The sequence below is a fragment of the Fimbriimonadaceae bacterium genome (assembly GCA_019638795.1).
Lineage (GTDB): Bacteria > Armatimonadota > Fimbriimonadia > Fimbriimonadales > Fimbriimonadaceae > JAHBTB01.
This window is the reverse complement of the sequence record JAHBTB010000005.1, coordinates 170,857-193,422: the sequence shown is the minus strand read 5'-3', so window position 1 is coordinate 193,422 and position 22,566 is coordinate 170,857. Positions and strand designations below refer to the sequence as shown.

21 protein-coding genes and 1 tRNA gene are annotated in these 22,566 nt (G+C 66.0%); 11 read left to right on the top strand and 11 right to left on the bottom strand.

The window, feature by feature from the left end; translation table 11 throughout:
- Positions 1 to 10 precede the first annotated feature (10 nt).
- Genes tatC through aroF form a run of 3 tightly spaced genes read left to right on the top strand, consistent with a single transcriptional unit; the run spans position 11 to position 4,096 of the window.
- Entirely contained in the window at positions 11 to 832 is an 822-nt protein-coding gene (tatC, locus tag KF857_08155) for a twin-arginine translocase subunit TatC (GenBank protein MBX3111967.1), read from the top strand.
- Positions 833 to 881: 49 nt separating this feature from the next.
- Entirely contained in the window at positions 882 to 3,071 is a 2,190-nt protein-coding gene (locus tag KF857_08150; protein MBX3111966.1) for a DEAD/DEAH box helicase, read from the top strand.
- Positions 3,068 to 4,096, top strand: a complete 1,029-nt coding sequence (gene aroF / locus KF857_08145; protein MBX3111965.1) for a 3-deoxy-7-phosphoheptulonate synthase — start codon at positions 3,068 to 3,070, stop codon at positions 4,094 to 4,096. Before KF857_08150 ends, aroF begins: the two co-directional genes overlap by 4 nt.
- Here the strand turns inward: aroF and KF857_08140 are convergent.
- Complete coding sequence (locus KF857_08140; GenBank protein MBX3111964.1) at positions 4,093 to 5,466, bottom strand: hypothetical protein; 1,374 nt, start codon at positions 5,464 to 5,466, stop codon at positions 4,093 to 4,095. The two genes, aroF and KF857_08140, sit on opposite strands and share 4 nt — an antisense overlap.
- Before the next feature lie 86 nt (positions 5,467 to 5,552).
- On the opposite strand from KF857_08140, the gene KF857_08135 reads away from it, so the two are divergent.
- Complete coding sequence (locus KF857_08135; protein MBX3111963.1) at positions 5,553 to 6,185, top strand: hypothetical protein; 633 nt, start codon at positions 5,553 to 5,555, stop codon at positions 6,183 to 6,185.
- Here KF857_08135 and coaBC read toward each other — a convergent pair.
- Genes coaBC through KF857_08115 form a run of 4 tightly spaced genes read right to left on the bottom strand, consistent with a single transcriptional unit; the run spans position 6,178 to position 9,592 of the window.
- Positions 6,178 to 7,350: a bifunctional phosphopantothenoylcysteine decarboxylase/phosphopantothenate--cysteine ligase CoaBC gene (gene coaBC / locus KF857_08130; GenBank protein MBX3111962.1), complete on the bottom strand. Its 1,173-nt coding sequence runs from the start codon at positions 7,348 to 7,350 to the stop codon at positions 6,178 to 6,180. The two genes, KF857_08135 and coaBC, sit on opposite strands and share 8 nt — an antisense overlap.
- Positions 7,338 to 7,898, bottom strand: coding sequence for a guanylate kinase (gene gmk, locus KF857_08125; GenBank protein ID MBX3111961.1), 561 nt, complete (start codon positions 7,896 to 7,898; stop codon positions 7,338 to 7,340). The genes coaBC and gmk overlap by 13 nt, the downstream gene beginning before the upstream one ends.
- Positions 7,895 to 9,205, bottom strand: coding sequence for a YvcK family protein (locus KF857_08120; protein ID MBX3111960.1), 1,311 nt, complete (start codon positions 9,203 to 9,205; stop codon positions 7,895 to 7,897). Before KF857_08120 ends, gmk begins: the two co-directional genes overlap by 4 nt.
- A gap of 3 nt (positions 9,206 to 9,208) precedes the next feature.
- The gene (locus KF857_08115; GenBank protein MBX3111959.1) at positions 9,209 to 9,592 is read right to left on the bottom strand and encodes a phage holin family protein; all 384 of its coding nucleotides are present in this window, start codon (positions 9,590 to 9,592) and stop codon (positions 9,209 to 9,211) included.
- 106 nt (positions 9,593 to 9,698) lie between these two features.
- Between KF857_08115 and mutS the strand changes: the two genes are divergently transcribed.
- The gene (gene mutS, locus KF857_08110; GenBank protein MBX3111958.1) at positions 9,699 to 12,251 is read left to right on the top strand and encodes a DNA mismatch repair protein MutS; all 2,553 of its coding nucleotides are present in this window, start codon (positions 9,699 to 9,701) and stop codon (positions 12,249 to 12,251) included.
- 6 nt (positions 12,252 to 12,257) lie between these two features.
- Here the strand turns inward: mutS and KF857_08105 are convergent, their stop codons facing one another.
- A complete protein-coding gene (locus KF857_08105) occupies positions 12,258 to 13,019 on the bottom strand; it encodes a rhomboid family intramembrane serine protease (protein MBX3111957.1) in 762 nt (253 codons plus the stop codon).
- A 66-nt stretch (positions 13,020 to 13,085) separates the two neighbouring features.
- On the opposite strand from KF857_08105, the gene KF857_08100 reads away from it, so the two are divergent.
- Positions 13,086 to 13,619 (top strand): hypothetical protein, encoded by a 534-nt coding sequence (locus KF857_08100; protein ID MBX3111956.1) that lies wholly within the window; start codon positions 13,086 to 13,088, stop codon positions 13,617 to 13,619.
- 40 nt (positions 13,620 to 13,659) lie between these two features.
- Entirely contained in the window at positions 13,660 to 14,367 is a 708-nt protein-coding gene (locus tag KF857_08095) for a hypothetical protein (GenBank protein MBX3111955.1), read from the top strand.
- 7 nt (positions 14,368 to 14,374) lie between these two features.
- Here the strand turns inward: KF857_08095 and KF857_08090 are convergent, their stop codons facing one another.
- On the bottom strand, positions 14,375 to 14,827 hold the full coding sequence (locus tag KF857_08090; GenBank protein ID MBX3111954.1) for an Lrp/AsnC family transcriptional regulator: 453 nt from the start codon (positions 14,825 to 14,827) through the stop codon (positions 14,375 to 14,377).
- Positions 14,828 to 14,949: 122 nt separating this feature from the next.
- On the opposite strand from KF857_08090, the gene megL reads away from it, so the two are divergent.
- The 3 genes from megL (at position 14,950) to KF857_08075 (ending at position 17,181) form a co-directional block, all read left to right on the top strand.
- Positions 14,950 to 16,161, top strand: a complete 1,212-nt coding sequence (megL, locus tag KF857_08085) for a methionine gamma-lyase (GenBank protein MBX3111953.1) — start codon at positions 14,950 to 14,952, stop codon at positions 16,159 to 16,161.
- Positions 16,162 to 16,174: 13 nt separating this feature from the next.
- Positions 16,175 to 16,528, top strand: coding sequence for a hypothetical protein (locus KF857_08080; GenBank protein ID MBX3111952.1), 354 nt, complete (start codon positions 16,175 to 16,177; stop codon positions 16,526 to 16,528).
- Positions 16,529 to 16,626: 98 nt separating this feature from the next.
- The gene (locus tag KF857_08075; GenBank protein MBX3111951.1) at positions 16,627 to 17,181 is read left to right on the top strand and encodes an NAD(P)H-dependent oxidoreductase; all 555 of its coding nucleotides are present in this window, start codon (positions 16,627 to 16,629) and stop codon (positions 17,179 to 17,181) included.
- A gap of 2 nt (positions 17,182 to 17,183) precedes the next feature.
- On the opposite strand, the gene KF857_08070 is transcribed toward KF857_08075, so the two are convergent.
- Positions 17,184 to 18,326 carry an MFS transporter gene (locus tag KF857_08070; protein ID MBX3111950.1) on the bottom strand — a complete coding sequence of 381 codons (1,143 nt, stop codon included), beginning with the start codon at positions 18,324 to 18,326 and terminating at the stop codon, positions 17,184 to 17,186.
- A 76-nt stretch (positions 18,327 to 18,402) separates the two neighbouring features.
- On the opposite strand from KF857_08070, the gene KF857_08065 reads away from it, so the two are divergent.
- A complete protein-coding gene (locus tag KF857_08065; protein MBX3111949.1) occupies positions 18,403 to 19,401 on the top strand; it encodes a formylglycine-generating enzyme family protein in 999 nt (332 codons plus the stop codon).
- Between the two features lie 184 nt (positions 19,402 to 19,585).
- Here KF857_08065 and KF857_08060 read toward each other — a convergent pair whose 3' ends face one another.
- From KF857_08060 to KF857_08050, 3 genes are all read right to left on the bottom strand, one after another.
- Positions 19,586 to 19,888 carry a hypothetical protein gene (locus KF857_08060; GenBank protein MBX3111948.1) on the bottom strand — a complete coding sequence of 101 codons (303 nt, stop codon included), beginning with the start codon at positions 19,886 to 19,888 and terminating at the stop codon, positions 19,586 to 19,588.
- A 151-nt stretch (positions 19,889 to 20,039) separates the two neighbouring features.
- Positions 20,040 to 20,115, bottom strand: a tRNA-Arg gene (locus KF857_08055).
- 34 nt (positions 20,116 to 20,149) lie between these two features.
- Complete coding sequence (locus KF857_08050) at positions 20,150 to 22,519, bottom strand: DUF5110 domain-containing protein (protein MBX3111947.1); 2,370 nt, start codon at positions 22,517 to 22,519, stop codon at positions 20,150 to 20,152.
- Positions 22,520 to 22,566: the final 47 nt, after the last annotated feature.

Here is a 22,566-nt window from a genome sequence, read left to right as displayed (position 1 = left end):
ATAGAGGGCGATGCCCTTGCTTCAGGGACCACAAAAGCCCAAACCGCGGAAGTTCACGGGAGACCCCGAGGACTTCCGCGCGACTTTGGGCGAACACCTTGAGGAGTTGCGCGGACGGATCGTCCGCGCGGCGGTCGCCCTGACGATCGGCACGGTCATCGGCTGGTTCCTCTACCCGCCGGTCCTCAACATCTTTTACGGCGTCATCAACCGGGCCGCCGCGCATTCCAAGATCAAGGTCGACTGGAAGTTCTTGGACCTGACCCAGCCCTTCATGCTCCATTTCAAGATGGCGCTCTACATCGGCTTGGTGTTGGCGATCCCCTTCATCGTGGGCGAACTGTGGGGCTTTGTCAAGCCGGGATTGAAGCCACACGAGATCAGGCCGTTCCGGGTCGTCGTCCCGATCAGCATGGGCCTCTTCGTGATCGGGGTTGGGCTCGGGTTCATGATCCTCGACCCCGCGTTCCAGTGGTTCCTGTCGTTTTCGGCCGAGACGCCCGGCTTCGGCATCATCCAACAGCCTTCGGAACTCATCTTCTTCTCCGTCAAGATGCTCTTGGCGTTCGGACTGGCGTTCCAGCTGCCCCTAGTCATCTTCTTCTTGACCAAGATCGGCTTGGTCTCCCCCCAGTTCCTGATGCGCTACTGGAAGCAGTCGACCGTCGGGGTCTTTGTCGTGGCCATGATCGTCACGCCGGGCGGCGACCCGTTCAGCATGTTGGCCATGGCGATCCCGATGTCCGCCCTCTTCTTTGCCAGCATCCTCGCCGCCAACCTGACCTCGCGCGGCAAGCGGGAGGAGAACGACGTCCTCAACAACCTGGACTGAGGCAGGCCGCGACCCGGTCGCGATCGCCCGGTCGGTTTTTGGTGACCGGGTGCTCAACGTCGTGGAGCGTCGGCCCAAGGAAGCCGCCTTTGCTCCGTGGCCGGCCGGCGTCGACCCGCGCGTCGTCGAGTGGTTCCGCCAGGACGGTGTCAGCCAGCTGTACACCCACCAGGCCGTCTCGGTCGGCCACGCCTTGGCCGGGCACGACGTCCTTGTCACCACAAGCACGAGCAGCGGCAAGTCGCTCTGCTACAACGTCCCCGTGCTCCAGGCCTGCGTGACCGAACCCCATGCCCGGGCCCTGTACCTCTTCCCGACGAAGGCCCTCGCCCATGACCAACTGGACAAGTTTCGCGCCCTGGTGCCCGACGGGACGATCGAGGCGGCCCCTTATGACGGCGACACGGCAAGGGCGTCGCGGGCCCTGGCTCGACGCCAGGCGCACGTCCTCCTCACCAACCCCGACATGCTGCACAACGGCATGTTGCCGGGCCACGAGCCTTGGGCCCAGTTCCTGAAGTCCCTACGCTACATCGTGCTCGACGAGGTCCACACCTACCGGGGCCTCTTCGGCACCCAGGTCGCCGGCGTCTTGCGCCGACTGCTTCGCTTGGCGGCCTGGCACGGGGCGCGGCCGCAACTCGTCGGGTGCAGTGCGACGGTGGCGGACCCCGTCGACTTCTTTGGGCGCCTGACCGGACGACGCCCGGAAATCGTCGACGAGGACGGCGGGCCCTCCGGTCGCCACCGCCTTGTCACCGTTGGGGCCCCCGAGGGAGACGTCCCGGCGAGGCCCAACCTGGACACGGCCGAAGTGCTGGCCAGGCTCACCACCGCCGGACTACGCACGATGGCGTTCTGCGGCTCGCGCCGTGGCGTGGAGGAAGTCCTGCGGCGAACCAGGCAGATCCTCGGCCAATGCGACTTTGAAACGGACGCGGTGGACTCCTATCGTGGGGGTTACACGGCGGCCGAGCGACGGTCCATCGAACGGGCCCTCCAGAAGGGCAAGCTCCGAGGGCTGGTCACGACGAACGCGATGGAGATGGGGATAGACGTCGGCACATTGGACGTCGTGCTGCTGAACGGGTACCCCGGCACAGTCTCGTCCTTCTGGCAACAGAGCGGACGCGCGGGGCGGAGCGGACGGGACGGCGTGACGGTCTACCTGGCCCGACAGGACGCCTTGGAGCAACTCCTCGCCCGAGAGCCGGGGCGGTTGGACGGGGTCGAAGACCCTTGCGTGCTGGGGATGGACAATGCCGCCGTCGTCGGGGGTCAACTCCGATGTGCGGCCTACGAGCGGGCCCTTGCCCCGGCTGAGCTCCCTGGCTTTGCTCCTTGTGCCCAGACCGCAGTTGACCAAATGGTTGAGGTCGGCGAACTGACCGAGAGCTCTGGGCGCTACTACTACCCCGCCCATGTCTCGCCGTCGCGCCAAGTGAACCTGCGGGGCGAACCGGGCCGGCAGGTGCTCCTCCTGGACCATGGCGAAGTGATCGGGTCGATGGAACCCTGGCGGGCGCAGAGCGAGGCGTTTTCCGGTGCGGTGTACCTCCACCGGTCTGAAACGTACGTGGTGGACGATCTCGACCTGGACCGAGGCGAGGCGACTCTGCACCGGGAAGACCCTGGGTTTGTGACCCAAAGCTACGGCAGCACGTCGGTCGACCCGCACACGGTCCTGCGCCAAGACGGACGCGCCAGCCTTGTCGGACTGACGGTGACATCGTCGGTGACCGGCTTCCGCCGCGTCTCACCCGACGGCGCGACATTGACCGACGAGGAACTCCACCTGCCGGCCAAGTCGCTCGACACCGTCGGCCTGCGCCTCGACCTCGACCTTTTGGTGGACGGTGACGACCCGACGCCTCTGGCCGTCGTGCACTCTTTGCAACACATACTGGTCTCTGCCGCACCGCTCCTCGCCGGTTGCGACCGGCGCGACCTGCTCACCTCATGGTACGGTGTGTTCCCCGACAACTTCCGTCCCGCCATCTTCATTGCCGACGGGGTCCAAGGCGGCATCGGGTTTGCTGAGCGGCTGTACGACCGGTTTGACCAGTTGGTGGATGCGGCGCAGTCCATACTGCGGTCGTGTGACTGCCTGGAAGGGTGCCCGGCGTGTCTCTTGTCCAGCTGGTGCGAGGCGGGGAACAGCCTGCTCGACAAAACGGCGACACTGGCCTTCGTTTCCCGCGGCCTGGGGGGTGGCCCCGGTATCCTGGGTGACCCATGATCGTCGTGATGCAAATAGGGGCCAGCCAGGCCCAGATCGACACCGTTTGCGCGTTGATCCGGCGACACGGCGCGGAGCCCCTGGTCCTTCCCGGCGAGGACCGGCTGGCGGTCGGCGTCCCCGCCGCCTTGACCCAAGACCAGCGGATCAGTTTGGAGAGCGCGCTGGGCCTGGTGGAGGGCGTCAGCAAGGTCACCCAAACGAGCAGCCCCTACAAGCTGGCGAGCAAGGAGTTCCACACGGGCGCGACCGAAGTCGAGGTGAAAGGCGTCCGGATCGGCGGGGACACCTTTGTCGTCATGGGAGGGCCTTGCTCGGTCGAGTCGTACGACCAGTTCCGGGCGAGTGCGGAGATGGTCAAGTCGGCGGGGGCGCACATCCTTCGGGGCGGCGCGTTCAAACCCCGCACGTCGCCCTATTCGTTCCAGGGCCTCCAACTGGAAGGTCTGAAGATCATCAGGCAGGTTTCAGACGAGACCGGCTTGCCGACCATCAGCGAGGTCATGTCGGCCGACATGGTGGCCACGGTCGCCGAGCATGTCGACATCCTGCAGATCGGGGCCCGGTCCATGCAGAACTTTCCGCTCTTGGTGGAGGCAGGCAAGTCGATGCGGCCTGTCTTCCTGAAGCGCGGGCCGAGTGCGACCGTCGACGAGTTTCTGTTGGCCGCCGAATACGTGCTCAACCAGGGCAACCCCCACGTGATCTTGTGCGAGCGCGGACTCATGGCGTTTGACCGGACATACACCCGGAACTTGCTCGACTTGGCGGTGGTGCCGGTCCTCCAGGAGAACACCCACTTGCCGGTGGTCGTCGACCCCTCCCATGGCACCGGCGTGGCCCGCTATGTCGCGCCGATGGCGAAGGCAGCTCTGGTGGCGGGTGCGGACGGCGTCATGGTGGAAGCCCACCCTGACCCCAAGGAAGCGCTGTCCGACGGCTCCCAAGCCCTCGACCCGGCCCAGTTCGCCCGACTGATGGACGACCTCAGGCGGATCGCCCCCGTTGTCAGCCGGAACCTCTAGCCGGTCGGACGGCGCCGGCCCTCGCCGAGGAGGGACAGGTAAAGCCCGGACGACGGACTCGACGGCTCCCACTTGACGTGCCCGTCCGCATAAACGACGGCGCGCCCATACCTCGTGTCCACTGACCCGATCTGCGTCTCAGAAGGCTTGTCGAACGAAGTCAAGTTCTGACCGTCCAAGACGTAGCTGAAGCCCTTTAACATGTCCACGGACTTGGTGTAGGGGAGCACGTTGTCCTGCCAGTGGGAGTTCGGCGGAAGGAGGTCGTCGTAGTCGGACGAGTAAATTATCAGGGCGAGCCCGACCTGCTTGGCCTGGACCATCGCACGGTCCCTGGCCCTCGCCGCCATGGCCTTGACTAACCACTCCAGGTCCACGGGTTCGAAGGGCAGGACATAGACACCCCCTCGCTTGGCATAGGCGACATACCGGCCCGCCACCGAGACCGTGTGGGAGACCGGGTCGGCGTCCAAGACGACCGGCCCCCGTAAGGCCGGTTCTGCCTTGACCAGTTCGTCGGCCGCGGTAGTGGGCTTGGCCCCTACCGGGAGACCGTCCTCGCCCTCTTCCGCTTCCGGTATCTGTCCCCATGCGACCAAGAGGTCGCCGTCGGCGTCGGTCTTGGAGGGTCGCTTGACCGCCAGGTAAAAGGGGTCTAGTGCCGGCGTCTCCGGTCTGTCGACGACCTGGACAGGTACGGTCTGCCGACTGACCGGGTCGTAGCGCCTGGCCGCCTGGCTGCGGTCTCCCCGTCGGTACATCGTCAGGCCCACCTTGTCCCAGAACCGCACCTCGTCAGGGGCCCTGGGAATGCCCACTCGTTGCCCGGTCGCCATATCGACCACATCGTCCCGGGTGCCATTGTCCAATCCTATGACAAGGACGAACCGGCCGTCTGGGGAGGGCGACACTTGGACATCGGCCCCCACGCGGTATCGGGCCACGTTTTGGCGCTGCTTGGTCGGGACGGACAGACGGTCCAACACGATCTCGACGCTCTCGCCGTCGTTCTCCGGAAGGTGCCTGGTCTGGACCAACACCGCCTGGCCCGAGGCACGTGACCAAGCGCACTGCACCATGACCGGCTCCGCCATGGTGGACTCCAAAACGTCCCAGACTTGGCCCGTCGCCATGCTCCAAATCGAGAACACGAACCTGGCCATGGCCCTCTTGCCCCGTATGGCGTCAAGCGGGTCCAGGGGGGTGACCCGGCGAAACGCCAGAAACTTGCCGTCGGGGCTCGGGCCGAGGTCGCTGGCCAGGCCGACGGCGACCTGTCGGGGGTTGCCGAAGACGTAGCCTTGCCCCATCGAGACCAGGCACTTGGGGTCGGGTACCCGTTGCGCGGAAGCGAAGGCGACGGCCGACACCAGCAAAGTTACTAGGCAATCCCTCATGAAACACTGCCTTTGACCGACGATCACGGTGAAGCCCGCTCGGGCGGAGGCACGACGACATGACGACGGCGATACTCCTGACGGCCCTCTTGACCAATCGATCAGACTCCTTTGAGTTTACATGGACACCTCGAAAAGGTGAAGCGACCGTGTGGTCGGTGTCGATCAAGGGAAAGTCGGACGGCCACGCTGTCCAAGCCGATTCGGTCGTCACCCATGAAGTCGTCAAGGTCGACGCCGAAGGCGTGGTCGTCCGCTCGACCGTCAAGGGGGCCATGGCCCGGGCCGGCGCCGACGAAGGCCGGCTCCAGCGACCCGAGCCGACTGTCTTCACCATGGACTTCCGCGGCACGGTGGTCCGCGTCGAGGGCCTGCAAAAGGTCGCCGCATGGCGTCTCGCTCCGTTCAACCACTTCGTGTGGCCGGCGGTGGCGGTCGCTCCGGGGTCGACCTGGACGGCCAACTTGGTTGGTGACCGCGTCGCCGGTCGGGCCGACTACAAACTGGACTCCGTGGCGGACGGTGTCGTCAAGGTGACGTTCGCCGCCGCGTCCCTGGCCGGCGACAAGGTGACCAAAGGCCAGGGGTTCTGGCTCTTTGACGCGAAGACGGGCCACGCGACCGCCCTGCATGCGGAGATCGAGGGTTTGATGGACGGCGTGGCGACCTACGACATGACGTTGGTCAAGTGACCTGCTCGACCAGCCACCGGGCGCAGGCCAGCTTGCTCCGCTTGCCCGATTTTGAAACCTGACCGTCATCGGTCAAAAGGGTGATCTCGTTGTCGTCACTGTCAAACCCGACATCGGCGCGGGAGACGTCGTTCACGGCGATCGCGGCCACGCCCTTACGGGCCATTTTCTCCCGGGCCGTTTCGAGCCCTTCGCCCGGTTCGGCGGCAAACGCGACGACTTTGGCGTGGGGACAGTCACGGGCCAAAGTCGCGACGATGTCGGGGTTGGGGACAAGCTTGAGGTCGATGGCCTCCGCCGTCCGGCGCATCTTGCCGACTACCCGCTCCGCGGGCCGGTAATCGGCCACGGCGGCGGCGGCGAAGACCAAGTCGACGCCCTGGGCCAGGCGGGTGGCGGCCTGGAGCATCTCTTCAGCCGTTCGCACCCGCACGACATCGACGTCGGCGGGCGGGGTGGCGGTCGTCGGCCCGGCGACGACGACGACCCGGGCCCCCATGTCCCGGCACACGCGGGCCAGCGCAAAGCCCATTTTGCCGCTGGACCGGTTGGTGATCGTACGGACGTCGTCGATCGCTTCTTCGGTCGGGCCCGCCGTGATGAGGACGGATTGGCCATCGAGGCGTCGGGAGCGGTCGACGGCCGCCTGGGTCGCCGCCACGATCGTCGCGATGGAGGCCAGCTTGCCCTGGCCGTTCTCGCCGCAGGCGACGTCGCCCTCGGTCGGTTCCACCACGTCGACCCCGCGTCCACGAAGGACGGCCAGGCTCGTTTGGGTCGCTTGGTGGGCATACATCGCCGGGTTCATGGCGGGGGCGACGACGACGGGGCCGCGGTACGCCAAGGCGAGGGTCGTCAGCATGTCGTCACCGACACCATGGGCCAGCTTGGCCAGGGTGTTGGCGGTGGCCGGGGCGACGACGAGGACCGACGCGGCCCTGGCCCAGTCGATGTGGGCCATGCGGCCCGCCTCGGGTTCGTCAAAGGTGTCTTGCAGGCACGGACGGCCCGTCAGGGCCTCGAACAACGCCCGGGAGACAAACCGTTCGGCGGAGTCGGTCAGGCAAACGCGCACTCCGAACCCGGCACGCATGAGTTCGCGGGCAAGGTCGCAGGCCCGGTAGGCGGCGACCGACCCGCTGACGCCCAGGACTACCTCGGCCACCGCGCCTCCACGAGACCCATGATCTCTTCCACGGCCTCATCGACGTCGCGGTTCACGACGACGTGTTGGTACCGGTCCGCCTGGGCCAACTCGCCGCGGGCGTTGGCGAGCCGTTTGGCGACAACTTCCTCGGCGTCCGTGCCCCGGCCACGGATGCGGCGCTCAAGCTCCTCGGCGCTCGGTGGGGCGAGCATGACGGTCAGGGCCCAGGGAAACCGCTCCATCGCCACCAGGGCGCCCTGAACGTCGATCTTGAGGACGGCGACGAGCCCGGCGTCGAGCATCTCCTCCATGTCCGCGAGCGGGGTGGCGTACCAGTTACCGTGCACGTTCTTGGCCTCGAGGAAGGCTCCCTCTGTCGCCAGGCGGTCAAAGCGCTCCGGGTCGACAAAATGGTAGTCGTCGCCGTCGTGTTCGCCGGGTCGTGGCGGGCGGGTGGTGTAGGCGACGACCCGCTTGACCTGGGGGTCGCGCCGCGCCCAGGCGTCGATGACGGTGTCCTTGCCCACGCCGCTCGGACCGCTCAGGACGACAAGCCGCCGGGTCATCGGTCAAGCAACCCCATGAGGATGGCGGCGACCCGGACGGGGTCGTGGCGCACGTAGTCGGTCTCCGACATCAGGTTGCCGTGCACCGGCCGGTAACCCATCTGCTTGACACGTTCGACGTCGGGGACGACGAACTCCTGTCCCGAACCGCGGTACTTGTCCAAAGCGCCCTCGCTCGGCGTGCCGGTGTTCACGAGCACATAGTCAAAGACCCGTTTGGGAACGTTCGCCTGGATGGCGACGACGTGCTCGGCGGCAGTGAAGTGGTCGCTCTCCCCCCGCTGGGTCATGACATTGCAGACGTAAGCCTTCTTGGCTTTGCTCGCGCAGATCGCCTCGGGGATACCGGCGACAAGAAGGTTCGGCACGATCGAGGTGTACACGCTGCCCGGCCCCATCACGATCAAGTCGGCTTCGGCGATCGCCCGGACCGCCTCGGCATGCCCGGGTGGGTTCTCGGGCTCCAGGTAGATGCGCCGGATACGTTGGGTGGATTCCACGATGGCCGTCTCCCCCTCGATCTCGCCGCCGTCCTCCATCAGGGCTTTGAGGGTGACATGGGCCGTGGTCGAGGGGACGACGCGGCCCCGGATGGCGAGGACCTCGGTGGCCAAGACAAGGGCGTTGTCGACGTCGCCGCCGGCCTGCTCGATAAACCCGGCGAGAAGGAGGTTGCCCAACGAGTGCCCTGCCAGAGCGCCAGACCCCTTGGTGAACCGGTGTTGGAAGAGGTCGGTCATCCGCTTTTCCGCGTCGGCCAAGGCGACGAGGCAGTTGCGGATGTCGCCCGGAGGCATGATGCCGAGTTCCTGGACCAGCCGGCCGCTGCTGCCGCCGTCGTCGCTGACCGTCACGACCGCGGTGATGTTGCTGGAGTATTGCTTGAGGCCGCGTAGCAGGGTGCTGAGACCGGTGCCGCCGCCTAGGGCGACGATCTTGGGGCCGTTGGCCAGCATCTGGCGTCGCAGGTAGGCGTTGACGCCAAAGCTTCCGTTCTTGTCTTCGTCGCCGCCCGACCCGAGCTGACGTATCAGGCTCCGCACGCCTCGGTAGGCCAGGAAGCCTCCTGCGACCAGGCAGACGCCGCCGACCACGTGGGTCGCCAGTTCGATGTCAAGGTCGGTCGAAAGGTTGCGCAGGAACCGGCCCCAGCCCCGGGCGACCCCGCCGACCATCGGCCCGAGCACGGCCCGGAACGTGACGATCAGCCCGAACAGGGCGAGCAGGACACCGAACGTCGCCACCGTGCCAAGGCGGGCGAGCCGGGCAGTCGGTTTGATGACGCTGCGGAGCTTCCGGCTGATCATGCCCTAACCGTCTTCGTCCTTCTCTTTGACGAGGATGCCCAAGACGCCGCCCATGGCGGAATAGAGGATGCTGCCGAGGAGGGCGCCGAGAAACCCTTCGACGCGGAAACCCAAGTTCAGATTGCCGGCGACAAGGAACATCGCCGCGTTCACGGCCAGACTGAACAGCCCCATGGTGAGACAGTTGAGGGGGATGGTCATGAATTTGAGGAGCTTGCCGAGCGTGGTGTTCAGGAGGCCGATGACGGCGACCCCGACAAACATCTTCAGGATTCCGGCGACGGAAGTGTCGACGACAAGGTGCTTCGGCAAGACATAACCCGTCAAGTAGGCGGCCACCACCAAGGCGACCACCGACAGCACCCACCGGAGAACCAGCCTCTTCATCCCGTGGACGGTAGTTTATCCGGCCCGGCCATGGCCTGGTCGCCGGTCTTCCCCAGCCGGGGCCGGGCGGTGCGGGCGGGCGGCCAAGGACACCATACTCTTCTCCGTGCGTCCTCAGACGCCCATGCTCCAGCAGTACTACCAAGCCAAGGCCGCCCATCCGGGCGTCCTGATGGCGATCCGTGTCGGCGATTTCTTCGAGTTCTATGGTGAGGACGCCGAGACGGCGGCCCGCGAGCTCGAGATCACCTTGACCGGCCGTGAAGACGGGAGCAACGGACGGATCCCGATGGCAGGGGTGCCCCACCACTCCGTGGAGAAGTACCTCGCCAAGTTGGTCGGCAAAGGGTTCCGCGTCGCCCTGTGCGACCAGTTGGAGAACCCGAAACAGGCGAAGGGCCTGGTCAAGCGCGGCGTGACGCGCGTCATCACGGCGGGCACCGTGGTCGAGGACGCCATGCTGCCGTCGGCGGCCAACAACTTTCTTGCCGCCGTGTGCGTGCAGGACGGGAGGGCGGGCCTGGCGACCCTTGACCCCTCGACCGGAGAGTTCCTAGTCACCGAGATCGACCAGGGCGAGGTGGCCGACCGCCTCCTCCAGGAGCTTGCCCGCTTACGTCCGGCCGAACTCCTGCACACCGACCACGAGGACGGCCTGGCCGAAAGCGCCCGCCAGGGTCTCGGGCTCAACGCGACCTCTGTCCAGCCGCCCCGTCCCGGCCGCGCCGCCGAGACCCTGTTGCGGCACTTCGACGTCGCCAATCTGAGCGGTTACGGGCTCGACGACAAGTCGAGTGCCGTCGTAGCCGCCGGGATGGTGCTCGACTATGCCCGGCACAACGGCCTGCACCTGAACCACGTCTCGTCCTTGGCGGTCTACTCAGTGGACGACTTTATCCGTCTGGACCCGGCCACGCGGCGGAGTCTCGAGACCACCCAGAACCTTGCCGACGGCAGCCGGCGCAACACGTTGCTCAGCGCCATCGACTGCACCGTCACCGCGATGGGCTCGCGGCTCATGCGCCGCTGGCTGGAGCAGCCCCTCCTCGACAAGAAGCAGATCCTTGGCCGCCAGGAGGCCGTCGCGCGCCTTGTCGACCACACCCTTACGCGCGGCGACTTGCGCGACGCCCTCAAGAAGGTCGCCGACATCGAGCGGCTCGTTTCGCGGGCCGCCACCGGCCTGGCGTCGCCCCGCGACCTCGGGGCCCTTCGTGACACCCTCATGGGTCTGCCCGATGTGGACGACGCCCTGCGCAAGGTCGCCCTCGGGCACCTGCACGCGCTCCGAAGCCGCTTCCACACCCACGACGACCTGGCCTGGGCCCTTCACAAGGCCCTGGCCGACGAACTGCCGCTCAACGCCCGGGACGGCGGCGTCTTCCAGAAGGGTCACGACCTGGAGCTCGACAAGCTGCGCGAGTTGAGCCGCGACGGCAAAAGCTACATCGCCAAGCTTGAGGCCAAGGAACGGGCAGAGACCGGGTTGGACAAGCTCAAGGTCGGTTACAACTCGGTCTTCGGCTACTACCTTGAGGTGGGCAAGCAGTTTGCCGACCGCGTCCCCGCGCACTACATCCGCAAGCAGACGACCGCGGGCGCCGAGCGCTACATCACCGCCGAACTGAAGGAGCACGAGAGCGCCGTCCTCGGGGCGGAAGAGAAGGCCACCGAACTCGAAGAGGAGTTGTTCGTCCGGCTTCGGGCCAAGGTCGCCGACCAAGCCGTCGGCTTGCTGCAGACCGCCCGCGCCGTCGCCGAGGCCGACGTGCTCGCCGCCTTGGCCGAGACCGCCGTCGTCCGCCGCTTCGCCCGACCGGAGATCGTCGACGAGGACGTTTTGGTATTCGAGGAGGGCCGCCATCCGGTCGTCGAGTCCAACGTCCCCTTCGTTCCCAACGACCTGGGGCTGGACGAGCGGCTCCGGATGATGATCCTCACCGGGCCCAACATGAGCGGGAAGTCGACGTACCTGCGCCAGACCGCCCTGATCGTCATCCTTGCCCAGATCGGCAGCTTCGTCCCCGCAAAGGACTGCCGGATGGGACTGTGCGACCGGGTTTTCGCCCGTATCGGGGCCAAGGACGAGATCGCCCTCGGCCAGAGCACCTTCATGGTCGAGATGGTCGAGAGCGCGAACATTCTCAACAATGCCGGGCCTCGTTCCCTCGTGATCCTCGACGAGGTCGGGAGGGGGACATCGACCTACGACGGCCTCGCCATCGCTTGGGCGATGGTGGAGCACCTGGCGGGCGTCGGCTGCAAGTGCCTTTTCGCCACCCACTACCACCAGCTCAACGCTCTGGCCGACCAGGTCCAAGGGGTGGCCAACTTCCGGGTCAGTGTCGAGGAGGTCGGTGACAAGGTGGTGTGGACGCACCGCGTCCTACCCGGCGGCACGGACCGTAGTTACGGCGTCCATGTCGCCCGCATGGCGGGTGTGCCCCGGGCCGTCCTGGACCGGGCGTCCGAGGTCTTGTCGGTGCTTGAAGGCTCGCGCACCGACGTCCCGGTCGGTCCGTCGGTGCAGAACGTCCAGCTCACCCTCTTTGAGGCCGAACCGTCACCGATCCTAGCCGAACTGGGCGGCCTTGAGATTGACAAGCTCACGCCGGTCCAAGCGTTGATGAAGCTGGACGAGTGGCAACGGAAGCTGTGAGCGGGGTCAGCGCTTGTCGTCAGGGTCGTCCAGGCTCGACTCAAAGAGTTTCCGCAGCCTCTCCCGCTCTTCCCGCTCCTTTTCGCGGGACCGGACGTCGTCCATGAACGCATGGAACTGACGGTTCTCGGCCTGCTTGGCCCGTCTGGCAGTGAACGGGTTGACGCCGAACGGCATCCACTTGAGGCTGCCCCGGGCATAAAACCAGAGGAACAGCAAAGGAAGGCACATCGCGACCCCGACCAGTGGGTTCCCCAGCCCGTAGTAGAAGAGGATGAACCCGGCCGAGACCGCCGCCATCCATTTGCCCTTGATCGGCAAGACCCCGTAGAGGCGGATCTCCTCGTCCATGTGCAGGGCGCCCCACACGACGGTGAGGGCGTCGATCGGCGGATAGGCACCGGCGACGACGATCGGCTTGCCTGTCACCGTGGCGGCGACACCGCCGAACAAGGCCATGGACGCGGCCGAGGCGAGGTAGAGGACGACGAACCCCGTCCGCCCCAGGCGCGACTCGACGACCGAGCCGACCCAGTAGAGCCACATCATGCCGAAGAGGATGCCGAAGAACCTCGACTCAACCAGGGTGTACGTGACCAACGTCCACACCTTGGGCGACAAACCGGTGAAGGCGGCGAAGTCAGCCCAGGCGCGTCCCGTCTGAGGGACCCATGTCACCAAGAAGAAGGCGCAGGTGACGACGACCAGCACCAGAGTGGCGGTCGGCGCCCTTCGCTGGGGGGCGACTTTCCAGGCCCGGTCTCCCATGTACCTGCCCATTATGGCTGGCGGTGGCGCAGCGAACCGAGCCGGTTTCCAGTAACCTGATAGTAGGTGCAGTACTACGTCGTGTTGCCAGGTGGTGAGCGGTACGGTCCGGCCACCCTCCCCCTCCTTAACCAATGGGTCCAGGAGGGTCGTGTGACGGCGACGACGACTCTGCAGGTCGCGACGACCGGCCAAATGGTCCTGGCACGTGACTTGCCTGGACTCGTGTTCACGCCGCAAGCACAGCCCCAACCGATGGTCGACCCTTATTCGGCCAACCCTTATAGCCACGATCCCTACCAAGGGCAGCAATACGGCGGCTTCAACCAGGGTCAGCCCGGGCTGTACAACTCCGGGCCCGGCCAGTTCCCCTTTCCAACCGTCGACCCCAGCGCCGACCGTACCGCGACCACGTCGTTCCTCCTGAGCGCAAGCAGCCTGTTTTGCTGCCCCGTCTTGGCACCGTTCGCGATGTACTACGCCCTGATGGCCCGGTCAAAGGGGGCAAGAAGCGCCACGGCGGCCTTGATTGTCGCCGGGATCGCCAACCTCATCGTGCTCATTGGTGTTTTCTTAGTCTTCGTGGGCGTAAGCCACTAGTCGAGTGGGTATCGTTGCGACGACCGAGAGGATTGCGACCATGCAGTATTTTGTGATTTGGCCCGACGGCCAAAAGTTCGGGCCGGCGACGGTCGACAAGTTGAACGAATGGATCGCCGAAGGCCGCATCAACGGTGACACGCTCCTAGAGTCGGTGGAAGGCGGCAGCCAGATCAAGGCGTCGGCGGTGCCAGGCCTGAATTTTCCGGCCGCCAGCGCGGCGGTTTCCGAGCCTGAGCCAGCCGCACCGGCGTCTGCCCCCCAGCCGCAGGCGGCACCCTTTGCCCCGCGCTACTACGTCACTATGCCGGACGGAAACCGTTACGGCCCAGCCGACGTCTCCACCCTGAACCAGTGGCTGTCCGAAGGGCGGATCAACGCCAATTCGATGTTGGAGGACGAAGCGGGTCAATCCTTCGCCGCGTCACAGGTGCAGGGCCTTAACCTTGGCTACACCCCGAGCCCGATCCAACAGCCGAGTTACCAGGCGCCCACCACCCCGTATCCCCGGCAGGACAACGTGATGGTCGGTGACGGTGGCAAAGGTGACTACACCAAGTCGTTGGTCTTCAGCATCGTCGGCGTCATCTGCTGCCCGATCATTCTCAGCAGCCTTGGGATCTATTACGGGAACAAGGCCAAACAGGCCGGTCACCCGAACGGACAATTGGCGGTCGTGCTCGGTGTCGTCTCTTTGATCGTCGGAATCGGCCTGGGCATCCTTTCCCGCCTGATGTTCAAGATGTAGCCCCGGGCTACTCCAAGGGGACGGCGATGCCGCTCTTGAGGCTGCGCAGGCTAATGTGGGTGTGGATGCTCGTCACCCCTTGCACCGCCCGCAGGCGGTGGGTGAACGCTTCGTAGTCGGCCAGGTCATGGGCGAGGACGACCAAATAGTAGTCGACCTCGCCCGTCACGTTGTCGCACTGCTGGATCCGGGACTCGCGTTGGACAAAGGCGGTGAACCGGTCGGTCGTCGCCAGGTCGTGGCTGGCAAACCGCACACTGACGATCGCCCGGATCGTGAAGCCGAGTTTGACCGGGTCGAGAAGGGCGGTGTAGCCGTCGACCACCTCGGTGTTTTCCAATCGCCTTAGCCGCCGGTAGGTGGGGGCGACGGTCAGGCCGACCCGACCCGCCAAGTCGGCCACGCTGATCCGACCGTCCTGCTGGAGGATGCGGAGAATCTCGACATCTGTCGCGTCCATGGTTGATAGTGTGACTATTGTTTGCTCAGAATCCGTGAATCAAGAATGTATTGTGCCAATTCTCGGTCTCTTGGCGCGAAGATTGAGAACGGGATCCGGCGCTATGCACCGAAAATGAAGGCATGGAGCGACAACACGCCGGCTTTGCGACCCGGGCGATCCACCATGGCCACGATCCCTATGCGGGGGCAGGGGGATTGACCCCGCCGGTCCACGTCAGCTCCACCTACACCTTTCCCACCGCCCAGGACGGCGGGGCACGGTTCGCCGGTGAAGCGCCCGGCCATGTCTACAGCCGTCTGGGCAACCCGACTCTGGATTTGCTGGAGAGACGGCTTGCGAGCCTTGAGGGCGCCGAGGCCGCGGTCGTGACGGGCAGCGGCATGGGCGCGGTCGCCTCGCTCCTGTGGACCATGCTCCGGCCCGGCGACGTCCTCCTTGCCGACCAGACTCTGTACGGCTGCACCTTTTCGTACTTCCACCACGGCTTGGCTGAGTTCGGTGTCGAGATCCGGCACATCGACTTGACGAAGCCGGGTGAGGTGGCACGGCACGCCACGCCTCAGGCCAAGGGTGTCTACTTCGAGACCCCGGCCAACCCCAATATGCGGGTGGTCGACATCGAGGCGGTCGCTGCCGAGGCCCATGCCGCCGGGCTCTGGGTGGCGGTCGACAACACTTACATGACCCCGTACCTCCAGCGGCCGGTCGAACTTGGCGCCGACTTTGTCGTCCACTCGGCCACCAAGTACCTGGGTGGCCATGGCGACCTTCTCGCCGGTGCCGTGGTCGGGAGTGCCGAAAGCATGCATTCCGTCAGGATGAAGGGGGTCAAGGATTACACCGGAGCGTGCATGTCGGCGTTCGACGCCCACCTGGTGTTACGCGGGGTCAAGACGTTGGCCCTCCGGATGGACCGCCATTGCGCCAACGCCATGGCAGTCGCCGAGTTCCTCGCCGCCCACCCTGCCGTCGCCAAGGTCTACTATCCGGGCCTGAAGGGCGACGCGGGGCATGAGACCAACCGGCGGCAGGCCCGGGGCCCCGGCGGGATGGTGGCCTTCGACGTCGTCGGAGGCTTGGAGTCCGCCCAGGCGTTTCTCGACCGGCTTGAGTTGGTGGTCCGTGCCGTCAGCCTTGGTGACTGCGAAAGCCTTGCCCAGCACCCCGCCTCGATGACCCACAGCACCTACACCCCGGAAGAACGGGCGCGGCACGGGATCGGCGACGGATTGGTGAGGATGTCGGTCGGGCTGGAGGATGTGGACGACATCCTCGACGATGTCCGCCAGGCCCTCGACGCCGTCCCTCGGACTTTCCACCTCGCCGGATGACCATAATCCGGCGGTGCCTGACTCTAACCGGCCCGAACTGGACGCGGTCGTCGCTTCGCCCGAGCATCACCGCCTGGTCTTCGAGAACGAGCACGTCCGAGTGCTGGAGACGGTGATCAAGCCGGGTGAGCGCACCGCCCTGCACACCCACCAGTGGCCGGCGGCCACGACCTTCCTGTCGACCAGCGACGTGGTCCGTCGGGACGAGGAGGGCAAGGTGCTCCTCGACACCCGCGGCATGGAGCAACCCTCGCCGGTGAGCGCCGTTTGGACGCTGGCACTGGGCCCGCACACCCTAGAAAACGTCGGTTCGACCGACATGCATGTCGTCTCTGTCGAGCTTAAGCGCACCGGCCCCGTCGCGTGACGGGGCAGGTATCGTGAGCCCATCGGGCCGATGCCGCTAGGCTTGGCGACAAGACTTGTCAATTGCGCGTACAACAAAACTGACTTCGGAACAGGAAAATCATCATGAGCTACAAAGTCGCCGTCATCGTCGGGAGCCTGCGCAAGGGCAGCTACAGCAGTCTGGTCGCCAAGGCCTTGACCGAAGCGGCCCCGGACTCTTTAGAGTTTGAAAACGTCCCCATTGGCGACCTGCCGTTCTTCAACCAAGACCTTGAAGCCGAACCGCCTGCTGAATGGACCACGTTCCGCGACAAGATCAAGGCGGCGGACGCCGTCCTTTTTGTCACTCCGGAATACAACCGGTCGGTCCCTGGCGTCCTCAAGAACGCGGTCGACGTCGGCTCGCGGCCCTACGGCCAAGGGGCGTTGCAGGGCAAGCCGGCCATGGTCGCCGCCCAGTCCCCGGGGCAGATCAGCGGGTTTGGCGCGAACCACCACCTGCGCCAGTCGCTCGTGTTCTTGAACATGCCGACAATGGGCCAGCCGGAGGTCTACATTGGCAAGACCAACACGCTCTTTGACGAACAAGGGAACCTGACCAACGAGGAAACGAAGAAGTATCTCGTTGCCGTGATGCAGTCGTTTGCCGACTGGGTCGCCCGCTTCGCCTGACGTCAGGCGGATTGGAGGGTCCGGCCCATCGCCGCCGGCGCGGCGACCGCGACGACGAGAAGGGCGGTGGCCAGCATCAGCAGGGCCACGGGCAGAGTGAAGGCCTGGGAGGCGTGACCGATCAGGCCCGGTCCGGCCAGGAACCCGAGGTAGCCCACCGTCGTCACGGCGGGCAGGGCTTGGGCGGCCGGCATGTCGCGCTGGTTGCCCGCGGCGGTGAAAAAGACCGGCACCACGTTTGAGGCGCCTGCCCCGACCAACGCGAAGCCGACGAGGCCGGCGGTGGGCGAGGGGACCGCGGCGGCCAAGACAAACCCCAAAGCTGTGACCGCCGACCCGAGGACGACCGTCCGCAGCCGACCTACGCGGGCGACCAAGCGGTCGCCGGTGAGCCGGCCCGTCGTCATCATCGCCGCGAAGGCGACGTAGCCGAGACCGGCACCGTCGGGCCAACCCCTCCAGTCGCGTAACAAGATCGCGGCCCAGTCGGTCACCGAGCCTTCGGCCATGAAGAGGACGAAGCACATCGCCCCCAGCGCGAGCACCCGCCCGCGCGGAAGGGCGAAGGCTGGCCCGTCACGGTCCTCGCCCGAGACCATGAGGCCGGGCCGGGCCAGGACCAATCCCACGACCATCGCCGCCACCGCCACCCATGTCGTCGCCACTGGCGTAGATCCCAGCTTCAGCAAGGCCGTCGCGACGGCAGAGCCCGCCACTCCGCCGACACTGAACATGCCGTGGAAGCCCGACATCAGGGGGCGCCCCGCCTCGCGTTCGACGGCGACCGCCTGGATGTTCACGACGACGTCGGTGACCCCGATGGACGCCCCGAGCAGGGCCAGGGCGGCAGCCAGGGCCCACTGGCCGGGGACGACCACCGCCAGCAACAGGCACGCCGCGCAGGCGAGGCCCGACGCGGTGAGCACCCGGCGAAGGCCGAACAAGACGGACAGGCGGCCACAAAACGGCAGGACGACAATGGAGCCGAGTCCAAGGCAGAGGAGCAACGTGCCCAACCGCGCCTCGTCGAGCCCGTGGCTCGCCTTGACGAGGGGCACCATAGGAGCCCATGCCCCGACCGACCAGCCCAGCACCAGGAAAACGAGCCTGGTCGCGGTCTGTCGGGCGCGCTGGCCTTGGCTCATCCGCCCCATCCTGGCACGGATCCATGGGCCAGGTAGGTTCAACGGCGGTGCCCGACGGTTGTAAACTGAACCTCCGATGCGCGCATGCCCGGCCATGCTGGCCCTGTCGCTGACGGCCGTCCTGGTCGCCGGGTGTGCGGGCCCGCGCCGCGTTCGGGCCGGGGCCCAAGTTCCCGCCCCGGTGACCCCCGCTCCTCCAGAGGGCATGGTCTTCGTCGCAGGAGGCACCTTCACCATGGGCTCCGACTCGGGGATGGACGACGAGCGGCCGCCCCACCAGGTCACCGTGTCACCGTTCTACATGGACCAGCACGAGGTCACCAACCGGCAGTTCGCCGCGTTCGTCACGGCGACCGGATACGTCACCGAGGCGGAACGCAGGCCCGACCCCAAGGCGTATCCCGGGGTACCGGCAGAGAAACTCGTGCCTGGTGCGGCCGTCTTTAGCGCGGGCAAAGGCTGGAGCTATGTGCCAGGGGCCGACTGGCGACATCCTCTGGGGCCGAAGAGTGACATCCAAGGCAAGGACGACTTCCCCGTCGTGCAGGTGAGTTGGAACGACGCGACCGCCTATGCCCGTTGGGCGGGCAAACGCCTGCCGACCGAGGCCGAGTGGGAGTTCGCTGCCACGGGGGGCAAAGCCGGGTCGGCCTACACCTGGGGTGACGACGACTTCGACCCGAAGCGTCCCCAGGCCAACATCTGGCAGGGAGACTTTCCGTCCAAGGACGACAAAGAGGACGGATACGCTGGGCTCGCGCCGGTCGGTCGGTTCCCTCCCACCGCCAACGGACTTTCCGATATGGCGGGGAACGTTTGGGAATGGTGTGCCGACTGGTACCGCCCGGACGCCTACCCGGCGTCGCCGTCCACCGACCCGTCCGGGCCGGCTGACTCGGTCGACCCCCAAGAACCTGGCGTCCCCAAGCGGGTGATGCGGGGCGGCTCGTACTTGTGCGCCGCCAATTCGTGCGTGGGCTACCGGCCGACGGCCCGGATGAAGTCGTCACCAGACACGGGGCTGTGCCACGTCGGTTTCCGTTGCGTCCGGTCGGCCTCGCCGCCAAGGGAGTGAACCGGTACGGCGTGGCGGCCCCGGAGGGAATCGAACCCCCGACGCCCTCCTTAGGCCTTGCATCAGGTGCCTACTCTCCAGATTTGGGCTGTGTAGCCGACGGCAATGGCACTATTAAGCAAGCTCTGAACGGGGGGCCATACCTGCTCCCGCCCGAGGACAGGTCCGAGTCGGAATTGCGAGGCTAGCGATCGACGGTGGCTTCCTGCCCTTCAGATTTCACCTTCCTTGGTTGGACGAGGCGCCATGGTCCGCGTGATTTCGGTTGCTCTACCGTTCGCTCCAGCTCCATGATCTTGAGAACTGTATACTGGAACCATCCCTGCTGATCGTCGAGAAAGTCGGCGTTCACTCCAAGCCGGCGACCGATCTCGCTGTTCTTCAGACCCTCTGGATGATCGGCGAGCACTCTGATAATGGCGCTCTTCATTAGCGATACCGCTTCTTGAGCCAATTCGTATGCTTCGATGTTGACAGGCGAGGGCATTGCTCATTTTGCCCTGACCATCTGGTTTCGTTGTCTAGTTCGTGGGTGAGTCTGATCGGAGATGAACCTGATTTGACAGCTGAAATCTGGTCGGAGCGAGGCTTCACGCAAAGATGTTCGTCTGATCTGCACCAGTCTTGAAGCTAAAACTTGGCGGCCCCGGAGGGAATCGAACCCCCGACGCCCTCCTTAGGACGGAGGCGCTCTATCCACTGAGCTACGAGGCCGCGCGGGGCACCAGGATACCAGGGCCCGGACGCCTCATCCGGGCAGCCGGACTTCGTGCTCGGTCACTCCGAGACCGTGGGCAAGCTCCACTTCCGGTACCTGCATGGGGGCGGGGAAGACGAGCCTGACGGCCGACCTCTGCCACCGCTCGTGGGGCTGGCCGGTGGTGTCGAGCCTGACGCGGAGCCGTCGCCCCGACCGCGTGACGGTGACCCGGGTGGTCAGCCGGACGCCCTGCCGGTAGGCCGTCGTCAGACCGTCGTCCTCATAGAAAACCGACGTGGACTCGCCGTCGTCGGCGGGAGGGAAGACACGAAGTTCGAGGGACGTGGGTTCGAATCCGTCGGTGGAGGCGGGGACGGCCGGCCACAGGGGCACCACACTGCCCGACCTGGCGTAGAGCGGGAGGGTGTCCAGAGGGGCCGGACGGGTGAAGCGGCCCTGGGCCGGGGTGCCGTCCCACCAGTCGTACCACAACCCTTCGGGCAGGCTGACGGCGCGTCTTCGCTTACCCTTGGCCACGACCGGGGCGACGAGGAGGTCCGGTCCGACCATGAACTCGTCGGCCACCGCACGCAGGTTTAGGTCGGCCGGGGCTTCCAGCACCAGCGGGCGCATCACCGGCACGCCGGTCTGTTCTGCCTGGACAAAGCAGGCGCACAGGTAAGGCATGAGGCGGTAGCGGAGGCGCAAGGCCTGCCGGCACACCTCTTCGACCTTGGGCCCGAAGCTCCAGGGGTACTGGTCGACGCCGTTCGCGTCGTTATGGTTGCGGCAGAACGGGGTCAGCGCGGCGAACTGCATCCAGCGGGCGAGGAGCTCGCCTTCGGAGTCGTGGACAAACCCGCCGATGTCCGCGCCGACGAACGCCTGTCCCGAAAGTCCGAGGCCAAGCGACATCGTGAGGGCCATACCCAGGTGCTCCCAGCAGGACACGTTGTCACCGAGCCAGTTGGCCGCGTACCGTTGGATGCCGGCGGAACCCGCCCGGCTCAGGACGAACGTCCGCAAGTCGGGCATCGCCTGGTTCAGGCCTTCGACCGTGGCCATCGCCATCAGGAGGGCGTAGGCGTTGTGGTAGGTGGCGTGGCTGAACCGGCCACGGCCGAACCGCATGGCATAGGGGGCCACGTCGCCCGTGGCGGGTTCGTTCATGTCGTTCCAGATGCCGGCGAGGCCGCTGGCCACGTGCTTGGCGTTGAGCGCGCCCCACCACCGCCGGGCTTCGGGCAGCACAAAGTCGGGGAAGGCGGTCTTGCCCGGCCAGACTTGCCCGATGTAGGTCGCTCCTTCCGGGGTCTTGCAGAAGACATCCTCGCTCAGTCCGGAGTCGTAGACCGGGTAGGTCGGTTCTTGCTTCACCCCGGGGTCGATGATCGTGACGCACCGAAAGCCCTTGCCCTTGAGTTGTTTCAGCATGGCCGGGGCGTCGGGGAACAGCTTGGGGTTCCAGGTGAACACCCGATACCCGTCCATGTGGTCGATGTCCAGCCAAAGGGTGTCGCACGGGATCTCCTTACGCCGGAACGTGTCGGCGAGCTTGACCACGTCGTCCTGGTGGTAGGGGTACCAGCGGCATTGGTGATGGCCGAGGGCCCAAAGCGGCGGGCACGGGGTCCGACCCGTCAGGCACGTGTAGGCTTCCAGCACACGGGCAAGTCCGGGGCCGGCAAAGACGTATTCGACATACCGCCCGCTGTCAAAGCGGACGCACGTTTCGCCCGGTGCCGTGAAGTCGTACGTCGCCCGGCCGACGTTGTCCACAAAGAACCCGGCGGCGCGACCCGCTTGGTCCACGACTTGATAGAAGGGGACGGCGATGTAGTAGGGGTCGAACGCGGTGCTCGTGGGATCCTTCTCGGGCTCCAGGTCACCCTCACGCCAACCGGCCTCCACCCGCGCCCCTTCGCTCAGGATGTCGACGTTCCACATCTGGAACTTGCGACCGTTACGGTCAAGGGTGCCGGTCCGCTCGCCAAGGCCCAGCACCATGTCTTTCTTGGCCCTGGCCCGTGAGAAGGCGAACGAATCGTTCAGCCCAGCGTAGCTGCCGAACCGAGGCTTCTTGGCCAAGGCGAGGACCGCACTGCCGTCGGGCCGGAAGACTTGGAGGCGGTAAGGCGCAAGGCCGATCTCCACGACCATGGCCGATGTCGTGAGGGTGACCTTGTCCTTATCCTCGCTGACTTCGAACGGCGCGACCATCTGGGAGACGTCGGCGCAGACCGCGTATTGAGGCGGCGCCTCGGGACGGTCTTCGGGGACCACCTCGACCCGGAGCACGTCGAGGTCCAGAACGGCGACCGTCACCGTCGCGCCGTCCAGCCGGAGCCGGACCCCCTGGGTCGTCCTCTCCCAGGTCCGGACATCGGACAGCGGGGCGAAATGTCGTGCGTCATTCATGGTCGATCTAGGAATTGAACCCGCTTGCTAGGCCCAACCGCCGCCAT

What these genes read in the sequence shown, in the direction of transcription:
- KF857_08050 (MBX3111947.1), bottom strand. Translation starts at nt 22,519, where the DNA reads ATGAATGACGCACGACATTTCGCCCCGCTGTCCGATGTCCGGACCTGG.
- tatC (MBX3111967.1), top strand. Translation starts at nt 11, where the DNA reads ATGCCCTTGCTTCAGGGACCACAAAAGCCCAAACCGCGGAAGTTCACG.
- aroF (MBX3111965.1), top strand. Translation starts at nt 3,068, where the DNA reads ATGATCGTCGTGATGCAAATAGGGGCCAGCCAGGCCCAGATCGACACC.
- KF857_08070 (MBX3111950.1), bottom strand. Translation starts at nt 18,326, where the DNA reads ATGAGCCAAGGCCAGCGCGCCCGACAGACCGCGACCAGGCTCGTTTTC.
- KF857_08105 (MBX3111957.1), bottom strand. Translation starts at nt 13,019, where the DNA reads ATGGGAGACCGGGCCTGGAAAGTCGCCCCCCAGCGAAGGGCGCCGACC.
- KF857_08060 (MBX3111948.1), bottom strand. Translation starts at nt 19,888, where the DNA reads ATGCCCTCGCCTGTCAACATCGAAGCATACGAATTGGCTCAAGAAGCG.
- megL (MBX3111953.1), top strand. Translation starts at nt 14,950, where the DNA reads ATGGAGCGACAACACGCCGGCTTTGCGACCCGGGCGATCCACCATGGC.
- KF857_08065 (MBX3111949.1), top strand. Translation starts at nt 18,403, where the DNA reads ATGCGCGCATGCCCGGCCATGCTGGCCCTGTCGCTGACGGCCGTCCTG.
- KF857_08090 (MBX3111954.1), bottom strand. Translation starts at nt 14,827, where the DNA reads ATGGACGCGACAGATGTCGAGATTCTCCGCATCCTCCAGCAGGACGGT.
- KF857_08120 (MBX3111960.1), bottom strand. Translation starts at nt 9,205, where the DNA reads ATGATCAGCCGGAAGCTCCGCAGCGTCATCAAACCGACTGCCCGGCTC.
- gmk (MBX3111961.1), bottom strand. Translation starts at nt 7,898, where the DNA reads ATGACCCGGCGGCTTGTCGTCCTGAGCGGTCCGAGCGGCGTGGGCAAG.
- KF857_08095 (MBX3111955.1), top strand. Translation starts at nt 13,660, where the DNA reads ATGCAGTATTTTGTGATTTGGCCCGACGGCCAAAAGTTCGGGCCGGCG.
- KF857_08135 (MBX3111963.1), top strand. Translation starts at nt 5,553, where the DNA reads ATGACGACGGCGATACTCCTGACGGCCCTCTTGACCAATCGATCAGAC.
- KF857_08115 (MBX3111959.1), bottom strand. Translation starts at nt 9,592, where the DNA reads ATGAAGAGGCTGGTTCTCCGGTGGGTGCTGTCGGTGGTCGCCTTGGTG.